The 21,822-nt window shown below is 60.4% G+C and carries 19 protein-coding genes, 2 tRNA genes and 1 rRNA gene; 12 read left to right on the top strand and 10 right to left on the bottom strand.

Annotation, left to right across the window (positions count from 1 at the left end; translation table 11 throughout):
* Positions 1-137: 137 nt before the first annotated feature.
* From ACSSVH_RS03210 to aptA, 5 genes are all read right to left on the bottom strand, one after another.
* Positions 138-213: transfer RNA gene (locus ACSSVH_RS03210), tRNA-Ala, on the bottom strand.
* A 30-nt stretch (positions 214-243) separates the two neighbouring features.
* A tRNA-Ile gene (locus tag ACSSVH_RS03205) sits at positions 244-320 on the bottom strand.
* Between the two features lie 82 nt (positions 321-402).
* Positions 403-1,939 (bottom strand): 16S ribosomal RNA (locus ACSSVH_RS03200).
* A 571-nt stretch (positions 1,940-2,510) separates the two neighbouring features.
* Positions 2,511-4,004, bottom strand: a complete 1,494-nt coding sequence (locus ACSSVH_RS03195; protein WP_170042556.1) for a CoA-acylating methylmalonate-semialdehyde dehydrogenase — start codon at positions 4,002-4,004, stop codon at positions 2,511-2,513.
* Between the two features lie 74 nt (positions 4,005-4,078).
* On the bottom strand, positions 4,079-5,428 hold the full coding sequence (gene aptA / locus ACSSVH_RS03190) for an omega-aminotransferase AptA (protein WP_169957156.1): 1,350 nt from the start codon (positions 5,426-5,428) through the stop codon (positions 4,079-4,081).
* Positions 5,429-5,553: 125 nt separating this feature from the next.
* On the opposite strand from aptA, the gene ACSSVH_RS03185 reads away from it, so the two are divergent.
* From ACSSVH_RS03185 to ACSSVH_RS03160, 6 genes are all read left to right on the top strand, one after another.
* Complete coding sequence (locus ACSSVH_RS03185; RefSeq protein WP_169957154.1) at positions 5,554-6,474, top strand: LysR family transcriptional regulator; 921 nt, start codon at positions 5,554-5,556, stop codon at positions 6,472-6,474.
* Between the two features lie 86 nt (positions 6,475-6,560).
* Positions 6,561-7,955 carry a uracil-xanthine permease family protein gene (locus ACSSVH_RS03180; RefSeq protein WP_492634069.1) on the top strand — a complete coding sequence of 465 codons (1,395 nt, stop codon included), beginning with the start codon at positions 6,561-6,563 and terminating at the stop codon, positions 7,953-7,955.
* An 87-nt stretch (positions 7,956-8,042) separates the two neighbouring features.
* Positions 8,043-8,702, top strand: a complete 660-nt coding sequence (locus ACSSVH_RS03175; RefSeq protein ID WP_169957152.1) for a TetR/AcrR family transcriptional regulator — start codon at positions 8,043-8,045, stop codon at positions 8,700-8,702.
* Positions 8,703-8,715: 13 nt separating this feature from the next.
* Positions 8,716-9,297, top strand: a complete 582-nt coding sequence (locus ACSSVH_RS03170; RefSeq protein ID WP_169957150.1) for an IMPACT family protein — start codon at positions 8,716-8,718, stop codon at positions 9,295-9,297.
* 46 nt (positions 9,298-9,343) lie between these two features.
* Positions 9,344-10,030 carry an SDR family oxidoreductase gene (locus ACSSVH_RS03165; RefSeq protein ID WP_169957148.1) on the top strand — a complete coding sequence of 229 codons (687 nt, stop codon included), beginning with the start codon at positions 9,344-9,346 and terminating at the stop codon, positions 10,028-10,030.
* Between the two features lie 240 nt (positions 10,031-10,270).
* Entirely contained in the window at positions 10,271-11,626 is a 1,356-nt protein-coding gene (locus ACSSVH_RS03160; protein ID WP_170042554.1) for an 8-oxoguanine deaminase, read from the top strand.
* On the opposite strand, the gene ACSSVH_RS03155 is transcribed toward ACSSVH_RS03160, so the two are convergent.
* Positions 11,627-12,715, bottom strand: a complete 1,089-nt coding sequence (locus ACSSVH_RS03155) for a calcium:cation antiporter (protein WP_492634068.1) — start codon at positions 12,713-12,715, stop codon at positions 11,627-11,629. It abuts the gene before it with no gap.
* Positions 12,716-12,909: 194 nt separating this feature from the next.
* Here ACSSVH_RS03155 and ACSSVH_RS03150 point away from each other — a divergent pair, with 194 nt between their 5' ends.
* On the top strand, positions 12,910-13,863 hold the full coding sequence (locus tag ACSSVH_RS03150) for an adenosine deaminase (RefSeq protein ID WP_170042552.1): 954 nt from the start codon (positions 12,910-12,912) through the stop codon (positions 13,861-13,863).
* A 31-nt stretch (positions 13,864-13,894) separates the two neighbouring features.
* Here the strand turns inward: ACSSVH_RS03150 and ACSSVH_RS03145 are convergent, their stop codons facing one another.
* On the bottom strand, positions 13,895-14,593 hold the full coding sequence (locus ACSSVH_RS03145; protein WP_170042551.1) for an ArsR/SmtB family transcription factor: 699 nt from the start codon (positions 14,591-14,593) through the stop codon (positions 13,895-13,897).
* A gap of 134 nt (positions 14,594-14,727) precedes the next feature.
* Positions 14,728-15,657, bottom strand: a complete 930-nt coding sequence (vimR, locus tag ACSSVH_RS03140) for a transcription regulator VimR (protein ID WP_492634067.1) — start codon at positions 15,655-15,657, stop codon at positions 14,728-14,730.
* Between the two features lie 122 nt (positions 15,658-15,779).
* On the opposite strand from vimR, the gene ACSSVH_RS03135 reads away from it, so the two are divergent.
* Positions 15,780-16,793 (top strand): zinc-binding alcohol dehydrogenase family protein, encoded by a 1,014-nt coding sequence (locus ACSSVH_RS03135; protein ID WP_169957140.1) that lies wholly within the window; start codon positions 15,780-15,782, stop codon positions 16,791-16,793.
* Positions 16,794-16,942: 149 nt separating this feature from the next.
* The gene (locus ACSSVH_RS03130) at positions 16,943-17,122 is read left to right on the top strand and encodes a hypothetical protein (protein WP_432754996.1); all 180 of its coding nucleotides are present in this window, start codon (positions 16,943-16,945) and stop codon (positions 17,120-17,122) included.
* Positions 17,123-17,130: 8 nt separating this feature from the next.
* Here ACSSVH_RS03130 and ACSSVH_RS03125 read toward each other — a convergent pair whose 3' ends face one another.
* Together ACSSVH_RS03125 and ACSSVH_RS03120 are read right to left on the bottom strand one after the other, a co-directional pair.
* Positions 17,131-18,324 carry a multidrug effflux MFS transporter gene (locus ACSSVH_RS03125; protein ID WP_169957139.1) on the bottom strand — a complete coding sequence of 398 codons (1,194 nt, stop codon included), beginning with the start codon at positions 18,322-18,324 and terminating at the stop codon, positions 17,131-17,133.
* 86 nt (positions 18,325-18,410) lie between these two features.
* Complete coding sequence (locus ACSSVH_RS03120; protein WP_492634066.1) at positions 18,411-18,608, bottom strand: heavy-metal-associated domain-containing protein; 198 nt, start codon at positions 18,606-18,608, stop codon at positions 18,411-18,413.
* 147 nt (positions 18,609-18,755) lie between these two features.
* On the opposite strand from ACSSVH_RS03120, the gene ACSSVH_RS03115 reads away from it, so the two are divergent.
* The 3 genes from ACSSVH_RS03115 to cueR all read left to right on the top strand — a co-directional run bounded on the left by ACSSVH_RS03115 (position 18,756) and on the right by cueR (position 21,816).
* Positions 18,756-19,136, top strand: coding sequence for a hypothetical protein (locus ACSSVH_RS03115; protein WP_169957135.1), 381 nt, complete (start codon positions 18,756-18,758; stop codon positions 19,134-19,136).
* A gap of 80 nt (positions 19,137-19,216) precedes the next feature.
* Entirely contained in the window at positions 19,217-21,418 is a 2,202-nt protein-coding gene (locus ACSSVH_RS03110) for a heavy metal translocating P-type ATPase (RefSeq protein ID WP_169957134.1), read from the top strand.
* The gene (gene cueR, locus ACSSVH_RS03105; RefSeq protein ID WP_169957133.1) at positions 21,415-21,816 is read left to right on the top strand and encodes a Cu(I)-responsive transcriptional regulator; all 402 of its coding nucleotides are present in this window, start codon (positions 21,415-21,417) and stop codon (positions 21,814-21,816) included. Before ACSSVH_RS03110 ends, cueR begins: the two co-directional genes overlap by 4 nt.
* Positions 21,817-21,822: the final 6 nt, after the last annotated feature.

Here is a 21,822-nt window from a genome sequence, read left to right as displayed (position 1 = left end):
GAAAGTAACGTTCAGTCTATCTTTCTATCACATACCCAAATTTTTAAAGAACGAACTAGTCAAAGACTAGAAATCAACATTCACCATCACAATGATGGAATGCTCATTTCTAAGCTTTATACAAACAGAAGCAGTAGTGGTGGAGCCAAACGGGATCGAACCGTTGACCTCCTGCGTGCAAGGCAGGCGCTCTCCCAGCTGAGCTATGGCCCCGTATTTCTACAGGCGTTTCCCACACAAAATTGGTGGGTCTGGGCAGATTCGAACTGCCGACCTCACCCTTATCAGGGGTGCGCTCTAACCAACTGAGCTACAGACCCAATTTCGGGCTGCTTCTTTTCGTCTTCTTCAATGAATCAAGCAATTCGTGTGGGAACTTATGGAGCAGCTGATGTCGTCGATTAAGGAGGTGATCCAGCCGCAGGTTCCCCTACGGCTACCTTGTTACGACTTCACCCCAGTCATGAATCACACCGTGGTAACCGTCCTCCCGAAGGTTAGACTAGCTACTTCTGGTGCAACCCACTCCCATGGTGTGACGGGCGGTGTGTACAAGGCCCGGGAACGTATTCACCGCGACATTCTGATTCGCGATTACTAGCGATTCCGACTTCACGCAGTCGAGTTGCAGACTGCGATCCGGACTACGATCGGTTTTGTGGGATTAGCTCCACCTCGCGGCTTGGCAACCCTCTGTACCGACCATTGTAGCACGTGTGTAGCCCAGGCCGTAAGGGCCATGATGACTTGACGTCATCCCCACCTTCCTCCGGTTTGTCACCGGCAGTCTCCTTAGAGTGCCCACCATTACGTGCTGGTAACTAAGGACAAGGGTTGCGCTCGTTACGGGACTTAACCCAACATCTCACGACACGAGCTGACGACAGCCATGCAGCACCTGTCTCAATGTTCCCGAAGGCACCAATCTATCTCTAGAAAGTTCATTGGATGTCAAGGCCTGGTAAGGTTCTTCGCGTTGCTTCGAATTAAACCACATGCTCCACCGCTTGTGCGGGCCCCCGTCAATTCATTTGAGTTTTAACCTTGCGGCCGTACTCCCCAGGCGGTCAACTTAATGCGTTAGCTGCGCCACTAAGAGCTCAAGGCTCCCAACGGCTAGTTGACATCGTTTACGGCGTGGACTACCAGGGTATCTAATCCTGTTTGCTCCCCACGCTTTCGCACCTCAGTGTCAGTATCAGTCCAGGTGGTCGCCTTCGCCACTGGTGTTCCTTCCTATATCTACGCATTTCACCGCTACACAGGAAATTCCACCACCCTCTACCATACTCTAGTCAGTCAGTTTTGAATGCAGTTCCCAGGTTGAGCCCGGGGATTTCACATCCAACTTAACTAACCACCTACGCGCGCTTTACGCCCAGTAATTCCGATTAACGCTTGCACCCTCTGTATTACCGCGGCTGCTGGCACAGAGTTAGCCGGTGCTTATTCTGTCGGTAACGTCAAAATTGCAGAGTATTAATCTACAACCCTTCCTCCCAACTTAAAGTGCTTTACAATCCGAAGACCTTCTTCACACACGCGGCATGGCTGGATCAGGCTTTCGCCCATTGTCCAATATTCCCCACTGCTGCCTCCCGTAGGAGTCTGGACCGTGTCTCAGTTCCAGTGTGACTGATCATCCTCTCAGACCAGTTACGGATCGTCGCCTTGGTGAGCCATTACCCCACCAACTAGCTAATCCGACCTAGGCTCATCTGATAGCGCAAGGCCCGAAGGTCCCCTGCTTTCTCCCGTAGGACGTATGCGGTATTAGCGTCCGTTTCCGAACGTTATCCCCCACTACCAGGCAGATTCCTAGGCATTACTCACCCGTCCGCCGCTCTCAAGAGAAGCAAGCTTCTCTCTACCGCTCGACTTGCATGTGTTAGGCCTGCCGCCAGCGTTCAATCTGAGCCATGATCAAACTCTTCAGTTCAAACATCTTTGGGTTTTTAAGAAACCCTAAACTTGGCTCAGCAATCGTTGGTTACATCTTTGATTTCTCGCGGAGTAACTTGTGATGCTGATAATCTTGTTGACTATCAGTCTGACTCCACAAGCACCCACACGAATTGCTTGATTCAGTTGTTAAAGAGCGGTTGGTTAAGATCTTTCGTCTCAACCGAGGCGCGCATTCTACAGCAGCCTCACTTGCTGTCAAGTGATTATTTTCAGAAGTTTCGAGATTTTCCTCAACAACTTCAACCACTTGCGCTTTCGATCTCTCGTCAGCGGGAGGCGAATTCTACAGCGTTACACGCTGCTGTCAACACCTCTTTTTCAACTTCCTTTTGGCTTCGATGCACTGAAGCAACCTGCTGCCGAAAACTACATAACTCTTTGTTTACCAAGGAGTTTTCCGTTTCGACTGCGCCGGAAGTGGGGCGAATTATAGACAGATATAAATCGCCGTCAACCGTTACTTTCACAATTCTGTCATATCGGTCAAAAAAGCCCCGAAAACGCGAAGGCCGGCCCCAAGGGGCCGGCCTTCCGCTCATCCAACCTTACAAACTAGGGAACGCGAACTGCGACGCCTCATGGCTGGCACGCTGCGGCCAGCGCTGGGTGATCGCCTTGCGACGGGTATAGAAACGCACCCCATCCGGCCCATAGGCGTGCAAGTCGCCAAACAGCGAACGCTTCCAGCCGCCGAAGCTGTGATAAGCCACCGGCACTGGCAATGGCACGTTAACCCCTACCATGCCTACTTCAATCTCGTCACAGAACAGGCGCGCCGCCTCACCGTCACGGGTAAAGATGCAGGTGCCGTTGCCATATTCGTGATCATTGATCAGTTGCATCGCCGCTTCCAGGCTGTTCACCCGGACGATGCACAGCACTGGGCCAAAGATCTCTTCCTTATAGATGCGCATCTGCGGCGTCACGCGATCAAACAGGCAGCCACCGAGGAAGAAGCCGTCCTCATGACCGCTAACGCTCAAGCCACGCCCATCGACCACCAGCTCAGCACCCGAAGACACACCGTCTTCTATATAGCCGCTGACCTTGTCCCGCGCCTGCGCAGAAACCAACGGCCCCATGTCCAGGCCACAGGAAGTACCCGCACCAATCTTCAGCGCCTTGATCTGCGGTACCAGCTTGGCGATCAATGCATCCGCCACCTGGTCACCCACACAGACCGCCACCGAGATTGCCATGCAACGCTCGCCGCAGGAACCGTAGGCTGCGCCCATCAAGGCACTGACCGCGTTGTCCAGGTCCGCATCCGGCATCAGCACCGCATGGTTCTTCGCCCCGCCCAGCGCCTGTACACGCTTGCCGCGCTTGGTCGCTTCGGAATAGATGTACTCGGCAATCGGCGTCGAACCGACAAAACTCAAGGCCTTGACCTCAGGCGCCTCGATCAGCGCATCCACCGCGCCCTTGTCACCATGCACCACGCTCAACACGCCTTTGGGCAAACCGGCTTCCTGCAGCAACTGCGCAATCAACAGCGTCGAGCTTGGGTCGCGCTCCGATGGCTTGAGGATGAAGCAGTTACCGCAGACGATAGCCAGTGGATACATCCACAGCGGCACCATGGCCGGGAAGTTGAACGGTGTGATACCCGCCACCACACCCAGCGGCTGGAAGTCGGACCAGGCATCAATGTTCGGGCCGACGTTACGGCTGTACTCGCCCTTGAGGATTTCCGGCGCCGAGCACGCGTACTCAACGTTTTCGATACCGCGCTTCAACTCACCGGCGGCGTCTTCCAGGGTCTTGCCATGCTCTTCGCTGATCAACTGCGAGATGCGGGCTTCGTTCTGCTCCAGCAATTGCTTGAAACGAAACATCACCTGGGCACGCTTGGCCGGTGGCGTATTGCGCCAGGCCGGGAATGCCGCCTTGGCCGAGTCGATCGCCTGTTGAATGGTTTCACGGCTGGCCAATGGCACCTGGTGAATCACCTGGCCAGTAGATGGGTTGTAGACGTCGGCGCTACGACCGCTATCGTTAACCAGTTCGCCGTTGATCAAATGCTGGATAAGGCTCATGCAAGGCTCCTGAAAAGTTGTCCACAGGCGCGACACGCGTCGCGCCCGACAGTTGTTCTATATAGAAGGAGAAATCAGTCGATCGTGTTCAGCACTTCGCCGACCGCATCGAACAAGCGATCCAGGTCCTGCGGCTTGCTGTTGAAGGTTGGGCCGAACTGCAGGGTGTCGCCGCCAAAACGCACATAGAACCCGGCCTTCCACAACGCCATGCCTGCTTCGAATGGGCGCACGATGGCGTCCCCATCACGCGGTGCAATCTGGATCGCACCGGCCAGGCCGTAGTTACGAATGTCGATCACATTCTTGCTGCCCTTGAGGCCATGCAGCGCATTCTCAAAGTGCGGCGCGACTTCGGCCACGCTCTGCACCAGGTTTTCCTTCTGCAACAGATCCAATGCCGCCAACCCGGCTGCGCAAGCTACCGGGTGTGCCGAGTAGGTATAGCCGTGTGGGAATTCCACCGCGTACTCAGGCGTCGCCTGGTTCATGAATGTCTGATAGATCTCGCTGCTGGCAATCACCGCACCCATCGGAATCGCCCCGTTGGTGACTTGCTTGGCGATGCACATCAGGTCCGGCGTCACACCGAAGCTATCGGCACCAAACATCGAGCCGGTCCGGCCAAAGCCGGTAATCACTTCGTCGAACACCAGCAGGATGTTGTGCTGGTCACAGATTTCACGCAGGCGCTTGAGGTAGCCCTGGGGTGGTACGAGCACGCCAGCCGAGCCTGCCATCGGCTCGACGAACACCGCAGCGATGTTCGAAGCATCATGCAACTCGATCAGCTTGAGCAACTCGTCAGCCAGGGCAATACCGCCCAACTCCGGCATGCCGCGGGAGAAGGCATTACTGGCCAGCAGGGTATGGGGCAGGTGATCAACATCCATCATCGCCTGACCAAAAATCTTACGGTTGCCGTTGACGCCGCCCAGGCTGGTACCGGCGATATTCACCCCGTGATAACCACGAGCGCGGCCGATCATCTTGGTCTTGGTTGCCTGGCCCTTTAGGCGCCAGTACGCACGCACCATCTTCACCGCCGTATCGGCGCACTCGGAGCCGGAGTCAGTGAAAAACACATGATTCAGGTTGCCTGGGGTCAGGTCGGTAATCTTTTCTGCCAACTGGAAGGACAAAGGATGACCGTATTGGAAGCCTGGCGAGTAGTCCAGGGTGCCCAGTTGCTTGGCGACCGCTTCCTGGATCTCCTTGCGCGTGTGCCCTGCGCCGCAGGTCCACAGCCCCGACAGCGAGTCATAGACCCGACGCCCCTTGTCATCGATCAACCAACTGCCTTCGGCACCCACGATCAGGCGTGGGTCGCGCTGGAAGTTACGGTTGGCGGTGTAAGGCATCCAGTGGGCATCCAGCTTCAATTGGCTGGCCAGGGTGGATGGGGCGTTTTCGGGCATGTTCATCAGCAAAACCTCGCAGGGCAAAAGGCAGCGTCGGGATTGAAAAGCGTTGTTGCAGCTAAATTGCCACGGGGATAAAGTCTAGGAAATGCAACTCTTCTAACCTTCAGTCAGGCATTCACTAAACTATGAGCAGCCGTCGACCCGACCCGCTAGCCCAAGTCAGCGACTTCGATATCCGCCTGTTGCGCATCTTCCGCAGTGTGGTGGAGTGCGGAGGCTTCTCGGCGGCGGAAACCGTGCTGGGCATCGGCCGTTCGGCCATCAGCCAGCAAATGAGCGACCTCGAACAGCGCCTGGGCCTGCGCCTGTGCCAGCGCGGGCGCGCCGGTTTCTCTCTGACGGAAGAAGGTCGCGAGGTCTACCAGTCCGCACTGCAACTATTAAGTGCGCTGGAGAGTTTCCGCACCGAGGTCAACGGCCTGCACCAGCACCTGCGCGGCGAACTGATCATCGGCCTGACCGACAACCTGGTGACCCTGCCCCATATGCGCATCACCCATGCCCTGGCGCAGTTGAAAGAACGCGGCCCGGACGTGCAGATCCAGATCCGCATGATCGCCCCCAACGAAGTGGAACAAGGTGTGCTCGACGGGCGCCTGCATGTCGGCGTGGTGCCCCAGGCCAGCGCACTGTCGGGCCTGGAGTACCAACCCCTGTACAGCGAGCGTTCGCTGCTCTACTGCGCGGTGGGCCATCCGCTGTTTTATGCGGACGACAAGCAACTGGACGACCACCGCATCAATAGCCAGGACGCCATCGCACCAACCTTCCGCCTGCCCGCCGATATCCAGGCCCATTATCAGGCGCTCAACTGCACCGCCAGCGCTTCCGACCGCGAAGGCATGGCCTTCCTGATCCTCACGGGGCGCTATATCGGCTACCTGCCCGACCACTACGCCAGCCTGTGGGTGCAACAAGGCCGACTGCGTGCGCTGAAACCGCCTACACGTTTTTACGATTTAAGCCTGGCTTCGGTCACCCGCAAGGGCCGCCGCCCCCATTTGGTGCTGGAAAGCTTTCTCGACAGCCTGGCCGCGACCCGCTGATACGGGGCCCACACAAAACCTGAGCAAGTGGACAGCTTTTTGCAAGGCACAGGGACCATGAACCGTCAGCCCCGAGTCCACATGCCATGCCACCAGAATCCTCCAGCGCCAGCGACCTGATCTACGGCCTCAACGACCGTCCCAAACCACTGCCCGCATTGCTCGCGGCCCTGCAACATGTGCTCGCCAGCTTCGTCGGCATCATCACCCCGCCTCTGATAATCGGCTCGACCCTGGGCCTGGCCGCCCACCTGCCCTACTTGATCAGCATGGCGTTGATGGTTTCCGGTGTCGGCACCTTCATCCAGGCCCGTAGGCCGTTTGGAATTGGCGCGGGGATGATCTGCCTGCAAGGCACCAGCTTTGCCTTTCTCGGCGCAGTGTTATCGACGGGTTTCCTGGTCAAGCAGCGCGGCGGCAGCCCGGAAGACATCCTGGCGATGATCTTTGGCGTGTGCTTTTTCGGCGCGCTGGTGCAGGTCGTGTTGAGCCGTTTTATCGGCCAACTGCGCCGGGTCATCACGCCGCTGGTAACCGGGATTGTGATTACCCTGATTGGCATCAGCCTGATCAAGGTGGGCATCACCGACCTGGGCGGCGGCTTCAATGCGCCGGACTTTGGCGCGCCGACCAACCTGGCCCTGGGCCTGTTCGTGGTGCTGACGATTATCCTGCTCAATCGCTCGAATACGCCCTGGGTACGCCTGAGCGCAATCATCATCGGCCTGCTATTGGGCAGCCTCGCCGCCTGGTTCAGCGGCAAGCTGGTGCCCCAACCCCTGCCCGACCTGCCCTTGATCAGCCTGCCGGCGCCGTTCCATTTTGGCTTCAGCTTCGACTGGAGCGCTTTCCTGCCGGTCGCGCTGATTTATCTGATCAGCAGCATCGAAACCGTGGGCGACCTCACCGCCAACTGCATGATCGCCCGCCAGCCCATCAGCGGCCCTTCCTATATAAGCCGGCTCAAGGGCGGCGTGCTGGGGGATGGCGTCAGTTGCATGATCGCCGCCACTTTCAGCGCGTTCCCCAACACCACCTTTGCCCAGAACAACGGCGTGATCCAGTTGACCGGCGTCGCCAGCCGCTATGTGGGCCTGTACATCGGCGTAGTGCTATTTTGCCTCGGGCTGTTTCCACTGATTGGCGCGGTATTGCAGCAAATCCCCAAGCCGGTGCTCGGTGGCGCGACCCTGGTGATGTTCGGCAGCGTGGCCGCCGCCGGCGTGCGCATCCTGGCCCAAGCCCCGCTGGACCGCCGCAGCATGCCGATCATCGCCACCTCGTTTGGGGTCGGCCTGGGCATCGCCGCGCAACCGAACCTGTTACACCTGATGCCAACCCTGGTGCAAAACCTGTTCGATTCAGCCATCACCAGCGGCGGGCTGACGGCGATTGTGTTGTGCCTGATCCTGCCGGAATCCAAGGCGACAACGCCTGCCGCAAATCCACTCGTGGAAAACGACACGCTGGAACCGCTTTGACGCTTTTATCGTATCGGGACTTGTCTGAGGCTTGAGGGTGGGTTATCTGTGCAGCAATCGCATTCATCGATCTGCACGGAAACCTCCATGAGCCTCGAAGTTCCTGCCCACAACAGCCACGCCGGAAAACCCGCCAGCCGCATTCGGCAAAAGAACGAACAAGCGATCATCCAGGCCGCTGAAGATGAATTCGCCCGGCATGGCTACAAAGGCACCAGCATGAACACCATCGCCGCGAGCGCCGGGCTACCGAAGGCCAACCTGCATTATTACTTCACCAATAAGCTGGGGCTGTATATCGCGGTACTGAGCAATATCCTCGAACTGTGGGACAGCACCTTCAACACCTTGACCGCCGAGGATGATCCTGCCGAGGCGCTGACCCGCTATATCCGCACCAAGATGGAATACTCGCGGCGCCAGCCCCAGGCTTCGCGGATCTTCGCCATGGAGATCATCAGCGGCGGCGAATGCCTTACCGAATATTTCAGCCAGGACTACCGCGCCTGGTTCAGCGGCCGGGCTGCGGTATTCCAGGCCTGGATCGATGCCGGCAAGATGGACCCCGTGGATCCGGTACACTTGATCTTCCTGCTGTGGGGCAGCACCCAGCATTACGCTGACTTCGCGACCCAGATCTGCCGCGTGACCGGTCGCACCAAGCTGACCAAGCAGGACATGGAAGACGCCGGCAGCAACCTTATCCACATTATTCTCAAGGGCTGTGGCATCAAGCCTGCCCTCTGAACGAAGCGATCCAATGCCTTTCACCCTTACGGGCTTTTGCGAATTTCGCGAAGAAATCCGCAAAAGCCGCTTCATCACCTATGCCGCACCGATTACCAGCCCGCAGGACGCCCAGGCGTTTATCGAGCAGCACAGCGACCTCAACGCCACGCACAATTGCTGGGCCTGGAAACTCGGTGGGCAATACCGCAGCAACGACGACGGTGAACCCGGCGGCACCGCCGGGCGGCCGATCCTGGCCGCCATCGAGGCCCAGGGGTTTGACCAGGTCGTGGTGCTGGTGGTCCGCTGGTATGGCGGTATCCAACTGGGTACCGGTGGCCTGGCCCGGGCCTATGGGGGCGGCGCGAATAAATGCCTGCAAAACGCCGAACGGGTCGAACTGATCAGCCGCGTGCCCTTGAGTTGCGCCTGCGGCTTTGCCGAGTTGACGCTGGTAAAGCTGCGTGTCGCCGAACTGGGTGGCCTAGTGGTGGAAGAAACCTTCACCGCCAACGGCGTGGAGCTGCAACTGGCACTCGGCGAAGCCCATATCGACACCCTGCAAACGCAGTTGGCCGACCTGAGCCGCGGACGAATCCTGCTGCAACGCTGAACCTGATAAGGTTGTTCACTGAACCCCGACGCCAAAGGAAGCCTTCATGTCTACGCCAAAAACCGCACTGATCATCGGCGCCTCGCGCGGGCTGGGCCTTGGCCTGGTCAAGCAATTGCTGGCTGATGGCTGGCAAGTCACCGCCACCGTGCGCAACCCGCAAAAAGCCGACGCCCTTAAAAACCTGGGCCCGGTACAGATCGAGCAACTGGACATGGACGACCAACAGGCCGTCATCGCCTTGAACCAGCGCCTGAAAACCCAGACCTTCGACCTGCTGTTCGTCAACGCCGGCGTCAAGGGCCCGGCCAACCAGACCCCGGGCCACGCGACCCAGGCCGAAGTCGGCCAACTGTTTTTCACCAATGCCGTGGCGCCGATCAACCTGGCTCAACGCTTTGCCCCGCAGATTCGCCAGGGCAGCGGCGTACTGGCGTTCATGAGCTCGGTGCTGGGCAGCGTGACCATGCCCGACGCACCAGACCTTGCGCTGTACAAGGCCAGCAAGGCCGCCCTGAACTCCATGACCAACAGCTTCGTGTCGCAATTGGGCGAGCAGAAACTGACCGTCCTGTCGTTGCATCCGGGCTGGGTCAAGACCGATATGGGCGGCGAAGGGGCCGACCTGGACGTGGAGACCAGCGTGCGCGGCCTGATTGCCCAAGTGAACGCCTACACCGGCAAGGGCGGCCATCATTTCGTCAACTACAAGGGCCAGACCATTCCCTGGTAACCCCACCCTGTAGGAGCCGGCTTGCCGGCGATGGCGTCACTGAGAACATCGCAATATTGGCGGGCCTCATCGCCGGCAAGCCGGCTCCTACAGGATAAATGGATGTCGGATGAGCGGTGGATAGACCCCACCGCTCACTCCACGTAGACTTCCCTCCTCGCCTTACCGGCGACCCTGGATCAGCAGACAGGGCAACACTGAGCTGGCAAACCTGAACCCATCATTCAGAGGAGCCGGCCAATGCCTGCGACCCGTACCTGGTTAAAAAACCCTCTCGCGATTTTCACTGCCAATGCTCTCGATGCCCGTGGCGGCCTGGTGCTGCAAGACGGCGTGATCGTTGAAGTACTCGCCCTCGGCCAACAACCAAGCTTGGCCTGCGAACACACCTTCGACGCCCGCGAGCACGTGATCCTTCCCGGCCTGATCAACACCCACCATCACTTCTACCAGACCCTGACCCGCGCCTGGGCCCCGGTGGTCAACCAGCCGCTGTTCCCCTGGCTGAAAACCCTGTACCCGGTCTGGGCGCGCCTGACCCCGGAAAAACTGGCCCTGGCCAGCAAAGTCGCGCTCGCCGAACTGCTGCTCTCAGGCTGCACCACCGCGGCCGATCACCACTACCTGTTCCCCGATGGCCTGGAGCAGGCGATCGACGTGCAAGTCGACAGCGTGCGCGAATTGGGCATGCGCGCCATGCTCACTCGCGGTTCGATGAGTCTGGGCGAAGCCGACGGCGGCCTGCCACCGCAACAGACGGTGCAGCAGGGCGAAGTGATCCTCGAAGACAGCCAGCGCCTGATCAAGCGCTACCACGAGCGCGGCGACGGCGCGCAAATCCAGATCGCCCTGGCGCCCTGCTCGCCGTTTTCGGTCACCCCCCAAATCATGAGCGCCAGTGCCGAACTGGCGAACCAGCTCGATGTGCGCCTGCACACCCACCTGGCCGAAACCCTCGACGAAGAAGACTTCTGCCTGCAACGCTTCGGCCTGCGCACCGTGGACTACCTCGACAGCGTCGGCTGGCTCGGCCCCCGCACCTGGCTGGCCCATGGCATTCACTTCAACCCTGAGGAGATCGCCCGCCTGGGCGCGGCCGGCACCGGGATTTGCCATTGCCCAAGCTCCAACATGCGCCTGGCCTCCGGCATCTGCCCGACCCTGGACCTGGTCGCCGCCGGCGCGCCGATTGGCCTGGGCGTGGACGGCTCGGCTTCCAACGATGCCTCCAACATGATTTTGGAAACACGCCAGGCCCTGTATATCCAGCGCCTGCGCTACGGCGCGGAAAAAATCACCCCTGAAGGCGTACTGGGCTGGGCCACCAAGGGTTCTGCGCAGTTGCTCGGCCGTAGCGATATCGGTGAACTGGCGGTAGGCAAACAGGCCGACCTGGCGCTGTTCAAACTCGATGAGCTGCGCTTCTCCGGCAGCCACGACCCTGTTTCGGCGCTGCTGCTATGCGGCGCCGACCGTGCGGATCGAGTGATGGTGGGCGGCAAGTGGCGGGTGATCGAGGGGCAAATCGAGGGCATGGACCTCAAGGGCCTGATCGCCGATCACAGCCAGGCGGCGCGGCAGTTGATCGCCGGCTGACTACACGCCCAGCAGCGACAACATGATAAAGGTCGCAAACAGCACAAAATGGGTCATCCCTTCGATGGCGTTGGTTTCGCCATCGTTGAGGTTGATCGCGCTGACAATCAGCGTGATAAACACCATCACGGTTTGCACCGGCGTCATCGCCATCTGAAACGGCTGGCCGGTGTACAGCGCCATGGCTTCCATCACCGGCACGGTCAAGATCACCGTCGACAACGAAGCACCCAGCGCGATGTTGACCACCGACTGCATGCGGTTGGCCAATGCCGCACGCAAGGCGGTCAGAATCTCCGGGGCGGCGGAAATCGCCGCCACCAGGATCGCCGTGATCACCGGCGGCGCGCCCGTGCCCTCCAGGCCAAGGTCCAGGGTCTTGGACATCACTTCGGCCAATGCGCCAATCACCACCACGCCAAACACCAGGGTTGCGATGGAGAATGTCAGGTTGACCGACGAAGCCTGTTCTTCCGGCAACGGCTTGCGGCGTTTTTCCGGATAGCTGTAGCTGAAGAAGTAGCTGTGTGGCCCCACCTGCATGCGCAGGAACAAGGCGTACAACACCACCATCGCGCCAATGGTGAAGGCCGAGTAGATTTTCCAATCGGCCTCGGGGATAAATTCCGGTACCACCATGGATACGCCCATGGCGGTGAGGATCATCACGCTGTAGGTCCGCGCCGAATCATCGTTGTAGGACTGTTCCCCATGCTTGATGCCACCCATCAGCGCGGCCAAGCCTAAGATGCCGTTGATATCCAGCATCACCGCCGAGTAAATCGTGTCGCGCACCAGGGTCGGCGACGCCTCGTTGCTCATCATGATCGCCAGGATCACCACTTCCACCAGCACTGCCGCGAGGGTCAGGATCATGGTGCCGTAGGGGTCGCCGACCTTTTCAGCGAGAAGTTCGGCGTGGTGGGCCACGCGCATCGACGCCATGACGATAAAACCGATCAGCACCAGGCCACCGAGCAGTGCCGTCACCTGCCCACTGTGCAGCAGCCAGTGCTCCAGCGGGTAGGCCGCGATGGCGGCGATCAGCGCCAGCCACATGAATTTTTCTTGCTTGAGGGATGTGAGCATTGCGGGCCTTTTCGAGCGGCGATTCAGTCATTGATGGGGTACAGACTGCGGCGATTCGCTAACGTTTCGTTACACCTTAGTTCATTCACCCATTGCCGCAGGCACGAACAATGCTTACCGCTCGGTCAGGTTTTACCGATTATTTGCGCCCTGGCCTGTAGAATGCCGCCATTGCACCTGATGAGAACGCACACATGTACGACTGGCTCAACGCCCTGCCCAAGGCCGAACTGCACCTGCACCTGGAGGGTTCGCTGGAGCCCGAGCTGCTGTTCGCCCTGGCCGAACGCAACAAAATCGCGCTGCCGTGGAATGACGTCGAAACCCTGCGCAAGGCCTACGCCTTCAATAACCTGCAAGAGTTTCTCGACCTCTACTACAAGGGCGCCGATGTATTGCGCACCTCCCAGGATTTCTACGACCTGACCTGGGCCTACCTGCTGCGTTGCAAAGCGCAGAACGTGATTCATACCGAGCCGTTCTTCGACCCGCAGACCCACACCGACCGTGGTATCCCGTTTGAAGTGGTGCTCAATGGCATCGCCAGCGCGCTCAAAGATGGCGAGCAGCAACTGGGCATCACCAGCGGCCTGATCCTCAGCTTCCTGCGCCACCTGAGCGAAGAAGAAGCCGAAAAAACCCTCGACCAGGCGCTACCGTTCCGTGATGCGTTTGTCGCCGTGGGCCTGGACAGCTCGGAAATGGGCCACCCGCCGAGCAAGTTCCAGCGCGTGTTCGATCGCGCCCGTGGCGAAGGTTTCCTGACCGTCGCCCATGCTGGCGAAGAAGGCCCACCGGAGTACATCTGGGAAGCCCTCGACCTGCTGAAGATCCAGCGTATCGACCATGGCGTGCGCGCCATCGAAGACGAGCGCCTGATGCAGCGGATCATCGACGAGCAGATCCCCCTGACCGTGTGCCCACTGTCCAATACCAAACTGTGCGTGTTCGACGACATGGCCCAGCACAACATCCTCGACATGCTCGAGCGTGGGGTGAAGGTCACGGTGAACTCGGATGACCCGGCGTACTTCGGCGGGTATGTCACCGAGAACTTCCACGCGTTGCACACCTCGCTGGGCATGACCCAAGACCAGGCCAGCCGCCTGGCGCAAAACAGCCTGGATGCACGCCTGATCAAGCCGTAAGCAACCCAGGCAGGAGCCGGCTTGCCGGCTCCTACACAGCCGCTATCCGGGCAATTTCCAGGCGCCCGGCCTCGGTGACCTGCAGTGCGCTCGACTCGTTGATCGTCTTCAACCAGCGCGACTGCATGAACAATTGCAACAATCCCGCCCCCAGCGCCCCACCCAGGTGCGGCTGCTGCTCGCTCCAGTCAAAACAGTCGCAAGCCAGCGTCGAGTAACCCTGATGGGCCAAGGCCTGGGTAAAAATGCCGTGCTCGGCCAAATGCCGTGCGCCCAGGGGCGTCACATGGATCCGCTGTTCGTAGCGCTCGATCCACTTCGCCAGCAGCATGCGTTGATAAAGTGCCGCCGCCATTTCCCCGCCCAAGTGGTCATGGCACAGCCGCGCCTGGCGCAACGCTGCCGGCGCCAGCAACGCCGCCACCGGCCGGCTGGGCGCAATGCGTGCCACACTGGCAATTGTGGTACTGGCCAACGCATCGACTGCCGCGCCCACATCCGCCGCCGCCATGCGGAAGAAGCGTTTGCGCCCGCGGGCTTCAATACGCAGCAATCCACCCGCCGCCAACCGCGCCAGATGCGCATTGGCCGATGACGCCGATAACCCAGCCAACATCGCCAGTTCTTCAGACGGCTTGGCCGAGCCGTCCATCAATGCCCAGATCATCGCGGTGCGCTTAGGGTCGGCCAGCAAGGTGGCGATCTGGCTGATGCAAGGTGCCTGTTCCATGTACTCACTCCCTGTTGAATCGTTGGTCTGCTCCATTCCGCGCAAAAGTATAAGTGTGTAAGCAGCAGATTCCGTGGCGTCTTACAGCCAAATCAGCTACAGCAACTGCCTGAAATTTCCTGAATCCCCTGGGGTTATTGCGTAGTCCCTCGCCGTTCAGGCAACTGCGCGCTCAACTTCCCACAACGTGCCACGAGCATTTCTCGCAGGAGATTGATCGGTTTACTCAATTGCGCGCGGTGGGCGCACAGCAGATTGAGCGGTGTGCGCTCACCCTGCAGCTCCGGCAAGAGCAACTGCAGACGGCCGGCCAGCACGTCGGCGCTGACATCCAGCCAGGACTTGTAGGCAATGCCCACCCCGGCCACGGCCCAGCGCCGCACCACATCGGCATCATCACTGAAGCGGTCACCGGTGACGGTCAGGCTGATTTCCCGCTTGCCATCGCGAAAGCTCCAATGGTCGTGCACCCGGCTGCCGAGCATGTAAAGCAGGCAATTGTGCTGGGCCAACTCCTCCAGGTGGCGCGGCTCGCCATGGCGGGCCAGGTAGCTGGGCGCCGCGCACAGCACCCGGCGATTGTCCGGCGCCACAGGCAAAGCCACCAGGCTCGAGTCCTCGGGTTCGCCGTAGCGCAAGGCGATATCCACCGGCTGGCGGAACAGGTCGGCGATCCGGTCGCCCAGCAGCAGGCGTACGCTCAATTGCGGGTGCTCACGTTGAAATTCGTCGAGCCACGGCAATAGTAGGTTGCGTCCGAAGTCCGAAGGCGCCGACAGTTGCAGGACACCGCTGACATGATCCTGACCGCTGGCCAGCAGGCGCCGGCCTTCATCCAGTTGGCTCAAGGCACCACGGGCGTACTGCAAGAAGCCCTCGCCCTCGGCGGTCAGGCGCAGGCTGCGGGTGGAGCGAGCCAGCAAGCGCACGCCCAATTGTTGCTCGATGCGTTTCAACGCGGCACTGGCTACCGCCGCCGACATATCCATGACCCGGGCGGCGGCAGACAAACTGCCCAAATCCGCCGCACGCACGAACAACTGCAAATCATCAAAACGCAGCATGAGCATCGCCCCGACTAATTATCAAAAATATATTGAAAGAGACTGCTCTTTTAGCGGGTTTTATCTGCAAGAGAAATAGCCAATGATCCACCTATTCCCTTCCACACACCCTGGAACTCGTCATGAAAGCCATCGCCTACTACGCCGCATTGCCAATCAACGACCCCAAGTCCCTGCAAGATATCCAATTGCCTGAGCCGGTGGCCGGCCCGCGCGACCTACTGGTAGAAGTCAAAGCCATCTCGGTCAACCCGGTGGACACCAAGATCCGCCAGAACGTCGCCCCGGAAAACGGCGCGGCCAAGGTGTTGGGCTGGGACGTTGCGGGCGTGGTCAAGGCCGTCGGCAGCGAAGTGACACTGTTCAAGGCCGGCGACAAGGTGTTCTACGCCGGCTCCCTGACACGCCCGGGCGGCAACAGCGAGCTGCACACCGTGGATGAGCGCATCGTCGGCCATATGCCCAAGAGCCTGGGTTTTGCCGAAGCCGCTGCCCTGCCGCTGACCGCTATCACCGCCTGGGAACTGCTGTTCGAACGCCTGCAAGTCCCTGAAGGCAAGACCGATCAAGGCCAGAGCCTGCTGATTGTCGGCGCTGCCGGTGGCGTGGGGTCGATCCTCACCCAACTGGCGGCGCAACTCACCGCGCTCAAGGTCATTGGCAGCGCCTCGCGCCCGCAAACCCAGGCCTGGGCCAAGGACCTGGGGGCCGACCTGGTGGTCGATCACAGCCAGCCCCTGAGCGAAGAACTCAAGCGCGCAGGCCACCCGCAGGTGACCCACGTCGCCAGCCTGACCCAGACCGACCAGCATCTGGACCAGTTGGTCGAAGCCCTTGTGCCCCAGGGCAAACTGGCATTGATCGATGATCCCAAGTCGCTGGACGTGCTCAAGCTCAAGCGCAAGAGCCTGTCGCTGCATTGGGAGTTCATGTACACCCGGTCGATGTTCGAGACTGCCGACATGATCGAGCAACACAACCTGCTCAACCGCGTGGCCGAGCTGATCGACGCCGGCACCCTGAAAACCACGGTGGGCGAACACTTCGGCGTGATCAACGCAGAGAACCTGCGCCGCGCCCATGGGTTGCTGGAAAGCGGCAAGGCCAAGGGCAAAATTGTGCTGGAAGGCTTCTAAGACGCGGGCTCTGTCAGTGTCGTCCGCTATCGTTGTAGGTAACGGACGGCACCGCTAGTCAGACACTTGACCCTTGTCATATTTGTGAGCGTATTCGGGTTTATATTGGCCGCCTTTGCCACGCAATCTTTTACGTGAGGAAGTCAGCAATGAAGATCCTGATAAAAGCGTTAGCAAAATCCCAAGGCGACAAATGGCAGGTGCGCCTGGACCACGATGCCTTTACCTTCCGCAGTGAAGCCGAGGCCCGCGCCTTCGCCAACACCCTGCAAAACCGGATCCAGGCCCCCCACCGCTTTCCCGAAAGCCAGCAGCGCGCTACTGGCTGAAAACGCCGTCAGACCTGCGCTTGCAAGGCTCGCTGCCGTTGCAGGCGCTGGGTCAACATGGCCACCACTACCGCCAACACCCCGCACAGGCTGATGACGATCGACATCGGCATGGCCGTGCCGTCGTGCAATGCGCCGACCAACGATGCCGCCCCCGCCGCCACCCCAAACTGAATGCAACCCAAAAGGGCCGATGCGCTACCGGCCCGCGCGCCCTGGCCGTTCATCGCGCATGCGGAGGTATTGGGCATGATGCAACCCAGGCTGGCGATACACAGGAACAGCGGCACCAGCAGCGGCCACAACGCCTGGGTATGCAGAGCACTGACCGCCAGCAACGCCAGCGCCGCCGCGAGGTACACCCACACCGTGCGGGTCAGCAGAAACGCCGGGCCGCGCTTGGCCAGCAGCCGCGCGTTGACCTGGGCCACCAGGATAAAACCCGCGGCGTTGGTGCCAAACAGCCAGCCATAGTGCTCGGCCGGCACGCCGTAGAGCTTGATAAACACGAAAGGCGAACCAGCAATGTAGGCAAACATCCCGCCAATCGCGATGCCACCGGTCACGGCATAGCCCAGATACACCCGGTCGGCCAGCAGGCGCCCGTACTGGCGCAACGCCCCGGACAATGGCTGCCGAGGCTGATGCGCCGGAAAGCTCTCCGGCAAACCGACAGCCACCGCCACCCCGGCGCCGACGCTAAATACCGTCAGCGCGAGGAAAATCGACTGCCAGCCCCACAGGCTGACCATTACCCCACCGAGCATCGGTGCCAGGATCGGTGCCAGCCCGACCACCAGCATCAACTGCGAAAAGACCTTGGCCGAGCCTACCGCGTCGCACTTGTCGCTGACCACCGCCCGGGAAATCACCATGCCCGCACACCCGCCCAGGGCCTGGACGAAACGCGCACCGATCAGCCACTCCAGGGACGGCGCATAGGCGCACGCCAAGGAGGCCACGGTGAACAGGGTGACGCCGCTCAACAGCGGGATACGCCGGCCAAAACGATCCGCCAGCGGCCCATAGATCAACTGGCCGATCGCCAGGCCGGTGAAGTACACCGCCAGGGTCAGCTGGATATGTTTTTCGTCGGTACCGAACGCCACGGCCATGGCCGGGAAGCCCGGTAGATAAAAGTCGATGGCCAGCGGCGCAAATGCGCTCAAGGCCCCCAGAATAAGGATTATGCGAAGGTTCATCAGGCACCCGGAAGAGTCGGCAGCCCGACAGTCTAGCCGCGCTTGGGTGCCTTGAACATTACGTTAGCTCGCTACCTATTAAATAATCAGGCGAGCCTGGCGTTGTAGCCTTCTTCGGTGATCAGGCTGATCACCTCTTCCGGCGACAAGCGACTTTCGACACCGACTTCCTTGGCACTCAGATTTACATTCACACTGGCGGCCGGATCCTTGGATTGTACTGCTTGGGTCACGGCCCGAACGCAATGGCCGCAGGTCATTCCTTCAACGCTGAATATTTGCATGACATGACTCCTTGAGTGAGGTTTCGCCCAGTTTCATCCTTTCCACGATGGCAAGGTCAAGCGCTGAAAACAACTGCCGGGCTGGCATTCCCTGGCGGCGTCGGCCAAGCTGCAACCATCCACGATTTGAAACCCGGAGAATTCACCATGCGCTGGTCGTTTTTTGGCCTTGTGAGCCTGCTCAGCCTGTTCGCCACTGTCCCCCAGGCCAGCGCCGCCGAGGACTATGGGGTGCTGATCATTTCCAGGGAACGCCTGGAAGTACCCACCAATTGCGAGATTGGCCTGTACGTCAATGATCAACTGGCCGGCCGGCTGTTCCAGGAGCAGGCCACCTCGTTCAACTTCCCCGCAGGCCGGGTCTCGCTGCGTCTCAAACTGTTGCCAGGCCAGGCGCCAGGCTGCCTGCCGGGACTGTTGGCGCCCAAGGCACAAACCATCGAGTTGAAAGCTGGCGATGTGCGCAAGCTGCGCATTGCCCAAGGCGCAGACGGCATGTACCTAAAGCCTGCAAAACTGGGCTATTGAACCACGCGGGATAATGGAGCTTGACCTTCCCCTAAGGTTAAGGTTGATCCTACAGGCAACTACTCCTGGAGGACTGCCCCATGAATGGATCCACCACCTTCGACCTGCCGATCAGCGGCATGACCTGCGCCAGTTGCGTCGGGCGGGTCGAACGCGCCCTGAACAAGGTGCCCGGCGTGCAAAGCGTCAGCGTCAACCTGGCCAATGAACGAGCCCACGTCGAGGTGGCGGGCCAGATGGACGCCGCCGTACTGATCGCCGCCGTGGAAAAGGCCGGCTATACCGCCACCTTGCCGCAGAGCGAAACCGCCACCCAAGCCAGCCAGGAACAGCGCCTGAAACGCGAACGCTGGTCACTGGTGATGGCCATTGTGTTGGCGTTGCCACTGGTGTTGCCGATGCTGGTGCAGCCCTTCGGCCTGCACTGGATGCTCCCGGCCTGGATCCAGTTCCTTCTCGCCACACCGGTGCAGTTCATCTTTGGTGCGCGCTTCTATGTCGCCGCCTGGAAAGCCGTGCGCGCCGGTGCGGGCAACATGGACCTGCTGGTCGCCATCGGCACCAGCGCCGGGTATGGCCTGAGTATCTATCAATGGCTCATCGCCCCGGCTGGGGTGGAACCGCACCTGTACTTCGAAGCCTCGGCGGTGGTGATCGCCCTGGTGCTGCTCGGCAAATACCTGGAAAGCCGCGCCAAACGCCAGACCGCAAGCGCCATCCGGGCCCTGGAGGCCTTGCGGCCGGAGCGGGCGATCCAAGTGATTGATGGCCGCGAGCAGGATGTCGCCATCAGCGCGCTGCGCCTCAACGACTTGGTACTGGTCAAGCCCGGTGAGCGTTTCCCGGTGGATGGCGAAGTGGTCGAAGGCCAAAGCCATGCGGACGAAGCCTTGATCACCGGTGAAAGCCTGCCGGTACCGAAACAGCCTGGGGATAAAGTCACCGGCGGTGCGATCAACGGTGAAGGCCGTTTGCTGGTACGCACCCTGGCCCTCGGCGCCGAAAGCGTGCTGGCGCGCATCATTCGCCTGGTCGAAGACGCCCAGGCCGCCAAGGCGCCGATCCAGAAACTGGTGGATAAAGTCAGCCAGGTATTTGTGCCAACCGTGTTGGTGATCGCCCTCGCCACCCTGATTGGTTGGTGGTTGTACGGTGCGCCGCTGGAAACCGCATTGATCAACGCGGTCGCGGTACTGGTGATTGCCTGCCCGTGCGCATTGGGCCTGGCGACGCCGACTGCGATCATGGCCGGCACCGGCGTTGCGGCCCGTCACGGGATTCTGATCAAGGATGCCGAAGCCCTGGAGCGCGCCCACGAAGTCAGCGCAGTGGTGTTCGACAAAACCGGCACCCTCACCTCCGGCGCGCCGAAAATCGCCCACCTGCATGCGGTAGATGGCAATGAGGCGTTGCTGCTGCAACAGGCCGGCGCCCTGCAACGCGGCAGTGAACACCCATTGGCCAAGGCAGTACTGGACGCGTGTAACGATCAAGGCCTGCCGGTTGCCGATGTCAGCGCCAGCCAATCCCTGACCGGGCGCGGCATTGCCGGCACCCTGGACGGCCGGCAACTGGCCCTGGGCAATCGGCGCATGCTCGATGAGACCGGCTTGAAGCCGGGGGACCTGGCCGCCAACGCCAGCGCCTGGGAGGCCGAGGGCCGCACCTTGTCCTGGCTGATCGAGCAAAGCCCACAACTGCGGGTACTGGGCCTGTTTGCCTTTGGCGATACCCTCAAGGAAGGTGCCCTGCAAGCCGTGCAGCAGCTCAAGGCGCGCAATATCAGCAGCCACTTGCTGACCGGCGACAACCGCGGCAGCGCCCGCGTGGTGGCACAAGCGCTGGGCATCGACGATGTGCACGCCGAAGTGTTGCCTGCCGACAAGGCCGCCACCGTCGCCGAGCTGAAAAAGACCGGGGTAGTGGCCATGGTCGGCGACGGCATCAACGACGCCCCGGCCCTGGCCGCTGCGGATATCGGCATCGCCATGGGCGGCGGCACCGACGTGGCGATGCACGCGGCCGGTATCACCCTGATGCGCGGCGATCCGCGCCTGGTGCCCGCAGCGCTGGAAATCAGCCGCAAGACCTACGCAAAAATCCGGCAGAATCTATTCTGGGCCTTTGTGTATAACTTGATCGGCATTCCGCTGGCCGTGTTCGGCCTGCTCAACCCAGTATTGGCCGGTGCCGCCATGGCCCTGTCCAGCGTGAGCGTGGTCAGTAATGCGCTGCTGTTGAAAACCTGGAAACCCAAGGATCTGGAGGATCACCGCCAATGAACATCGGCCTAGCAGCCCGGCAAAGCGGCTTGAGCGCCAAGATGATTCGCTATTACGAATCCATCAACCTGCTCAAGCCGGCCCATCGCAGCGACAGCGGCTATCGCCTGTACGACCACGAGGACCTGCATACCCTGGCCTTTATCAAGCGCTCGCGGGACCTGGGGTTTTCCCTGGAGGAAGTCGGCAAGCTGCTGGAATTGTGGCAAGACCGGCAGCGCGCCAGTGCCGACGTCAAGGCGTTGGCTCGCCAGCATATCGATGAGCTGAACCACAAGATCCGCGAGCTGGGGCAGTTGCGCGATACCTTGCAGGACCTGATGGAGAACTGCCAGGGCGATCACCGGCCCGATTGCCCGATCCTCAAGAAGTTGGCGTCGGGCAGTTGCTGTAACTGAGTAAGG

It is taken from the genome of Pseudomonas sp. HC1(2025) (genome assembly GCF_058742075.1).
Note: the sequence above shows the minus strand (reverse complement) of the source record. Positions and strands in the feature narration are given on the sequence as shown.

Bases quoted from the DNA above. Each gene is read 5' to 3' on its own strand.
- ACSSVH_RS03145 (WP_170042551.1), bottom strand. From the start codon at position 14,593: ATGGAACAGGCACCTTGCATCAGCCAGATCGCCACCTTGCTGGCCGAC.
- ACSSVH_RS03130 (WP_432754996.1), top strand. From the start codon at position 16,943: ATGAAGATCCTGATAAAAGCGTTAGCAAAATCCCAAGGCGACAAATGG.
- ACSSVH_RS03120 (WP_492634066.1), bottom strand. From the start codon at position 18,608: ATGCAAATATTCAGCGTTGAAGGAATGACCTGCGGCCATTGCGTTCGG.
- ACSSVH_RS03115 (WP_169957135.1), top strand. From the start codon at position 18,756: ATGCGCTGGTCGTTTTTTGGCCTTGTGAGCCTGCTCAGCCTGTTCGCC.
- ACSSVH_RS03150 (WP_170042552.1), top strand. From the start codon at position 12,910: ATGTACGACTGGCTCAACGCCCTGCCCAAGGCCGAACTGCACCTGCAC.
- ACSSVH_RS03180 (WP_492634069.1), top strand. From the start codon at position 6,561: ATGCCACCAGAATCCTCCAGCGCCAGCGACCTGATCTACGGCCTCAAC.
- ACSSVH_RS03155 (WP_492634068.1), bottom strand. From the start codon at position 12,715: ATGCTCACATCCCTCAAGCAAGAAAAATTCATGTGGCTGGCGCTGATC.
- ACSSVH_RS03195 (WP_170042556.1), bottom strand. From the start codon at position 4,004: ATGAGCCTTATCCAGCATTTGATCAACGGCGAACTGGTTAACGATAGC.
- ACSSVH_RS03175 (WP_169957152.1), top strand. From the start codon at position 8,043: ATGAGCCTCGAAGTTCCTGCCCACAACAGCCACGCCGGAAAACCCGCC.
- vimR (WP_492634067.1), bottom strand. From the start codon at position 15,657: ATGCTGCGTTTTGATGATTTGCAGTTGTTCGTGCGTGCGGCGGATTTG.
- ACSSVH_RS03160 (WP_170042554.1), top strand. From the start codon at position 10,271: ATGCCTGCGACCCGTACCTGGTTAAAAAACCCTCTCGCGATTTTCACT.
- ACSSVH_RS03170 (WP_169957150.1), top strand. From the start codon at position 8,716: ATGCCTTTCACCCTTACGGGCTTTTGCGAATTTCGCGAAGAAATCCGC.
- ACSSVH_RS03185 (WP_169957154.1), top strand. From the start codon at position 5,554: ATGAGCAGCCGTCGACCCGACCCGCTAGCCCAAGTCAGCGACTTCGAT.
- ACSSVH_RS03110 (WP_169957134.1), top strand. From the start codon at position 19,217: ATGAATGGATCCACCACCTTCGACCTGCCGATCAGCGGCATGACCTGC.
- cueR (WP_169957133.1), top strand. From the start codon at position 21,415: ATGAACATCGGCCTAGCAGCCCGGCAAAGCGGCTTGAGCGCCAAGATG.
- ACSSVH_RS03165 (WP_169957148.1), top strand. From the start codon at position 9,344: ATGTCTACGCCAAAAACCGCACTGATCATCGGCGCCTCGCGCGGGCTG.
- ACSSVH_RS03135 (WP_169957140.1), top strand. From the start codon at position 15,780: ATGAAAGCCATCGCCTACTACGCCGCATTGCCAATCAACGACCCCAAG.
- ACSSVH_RS03125 (WP_169957139.1), bottom strand. From the start codon at position 18,324: ATGAACCTTCGCATAATCCTTATTCTGGGGGCCTTGAGCGCATTTGCG.
- aptA (WP_169957156.1), bottom strand. From the start codon at position 5,428: ATGAACATGCCCGAAAACGCCCCATCCACCCTGGCCAGCCAATTGAAG.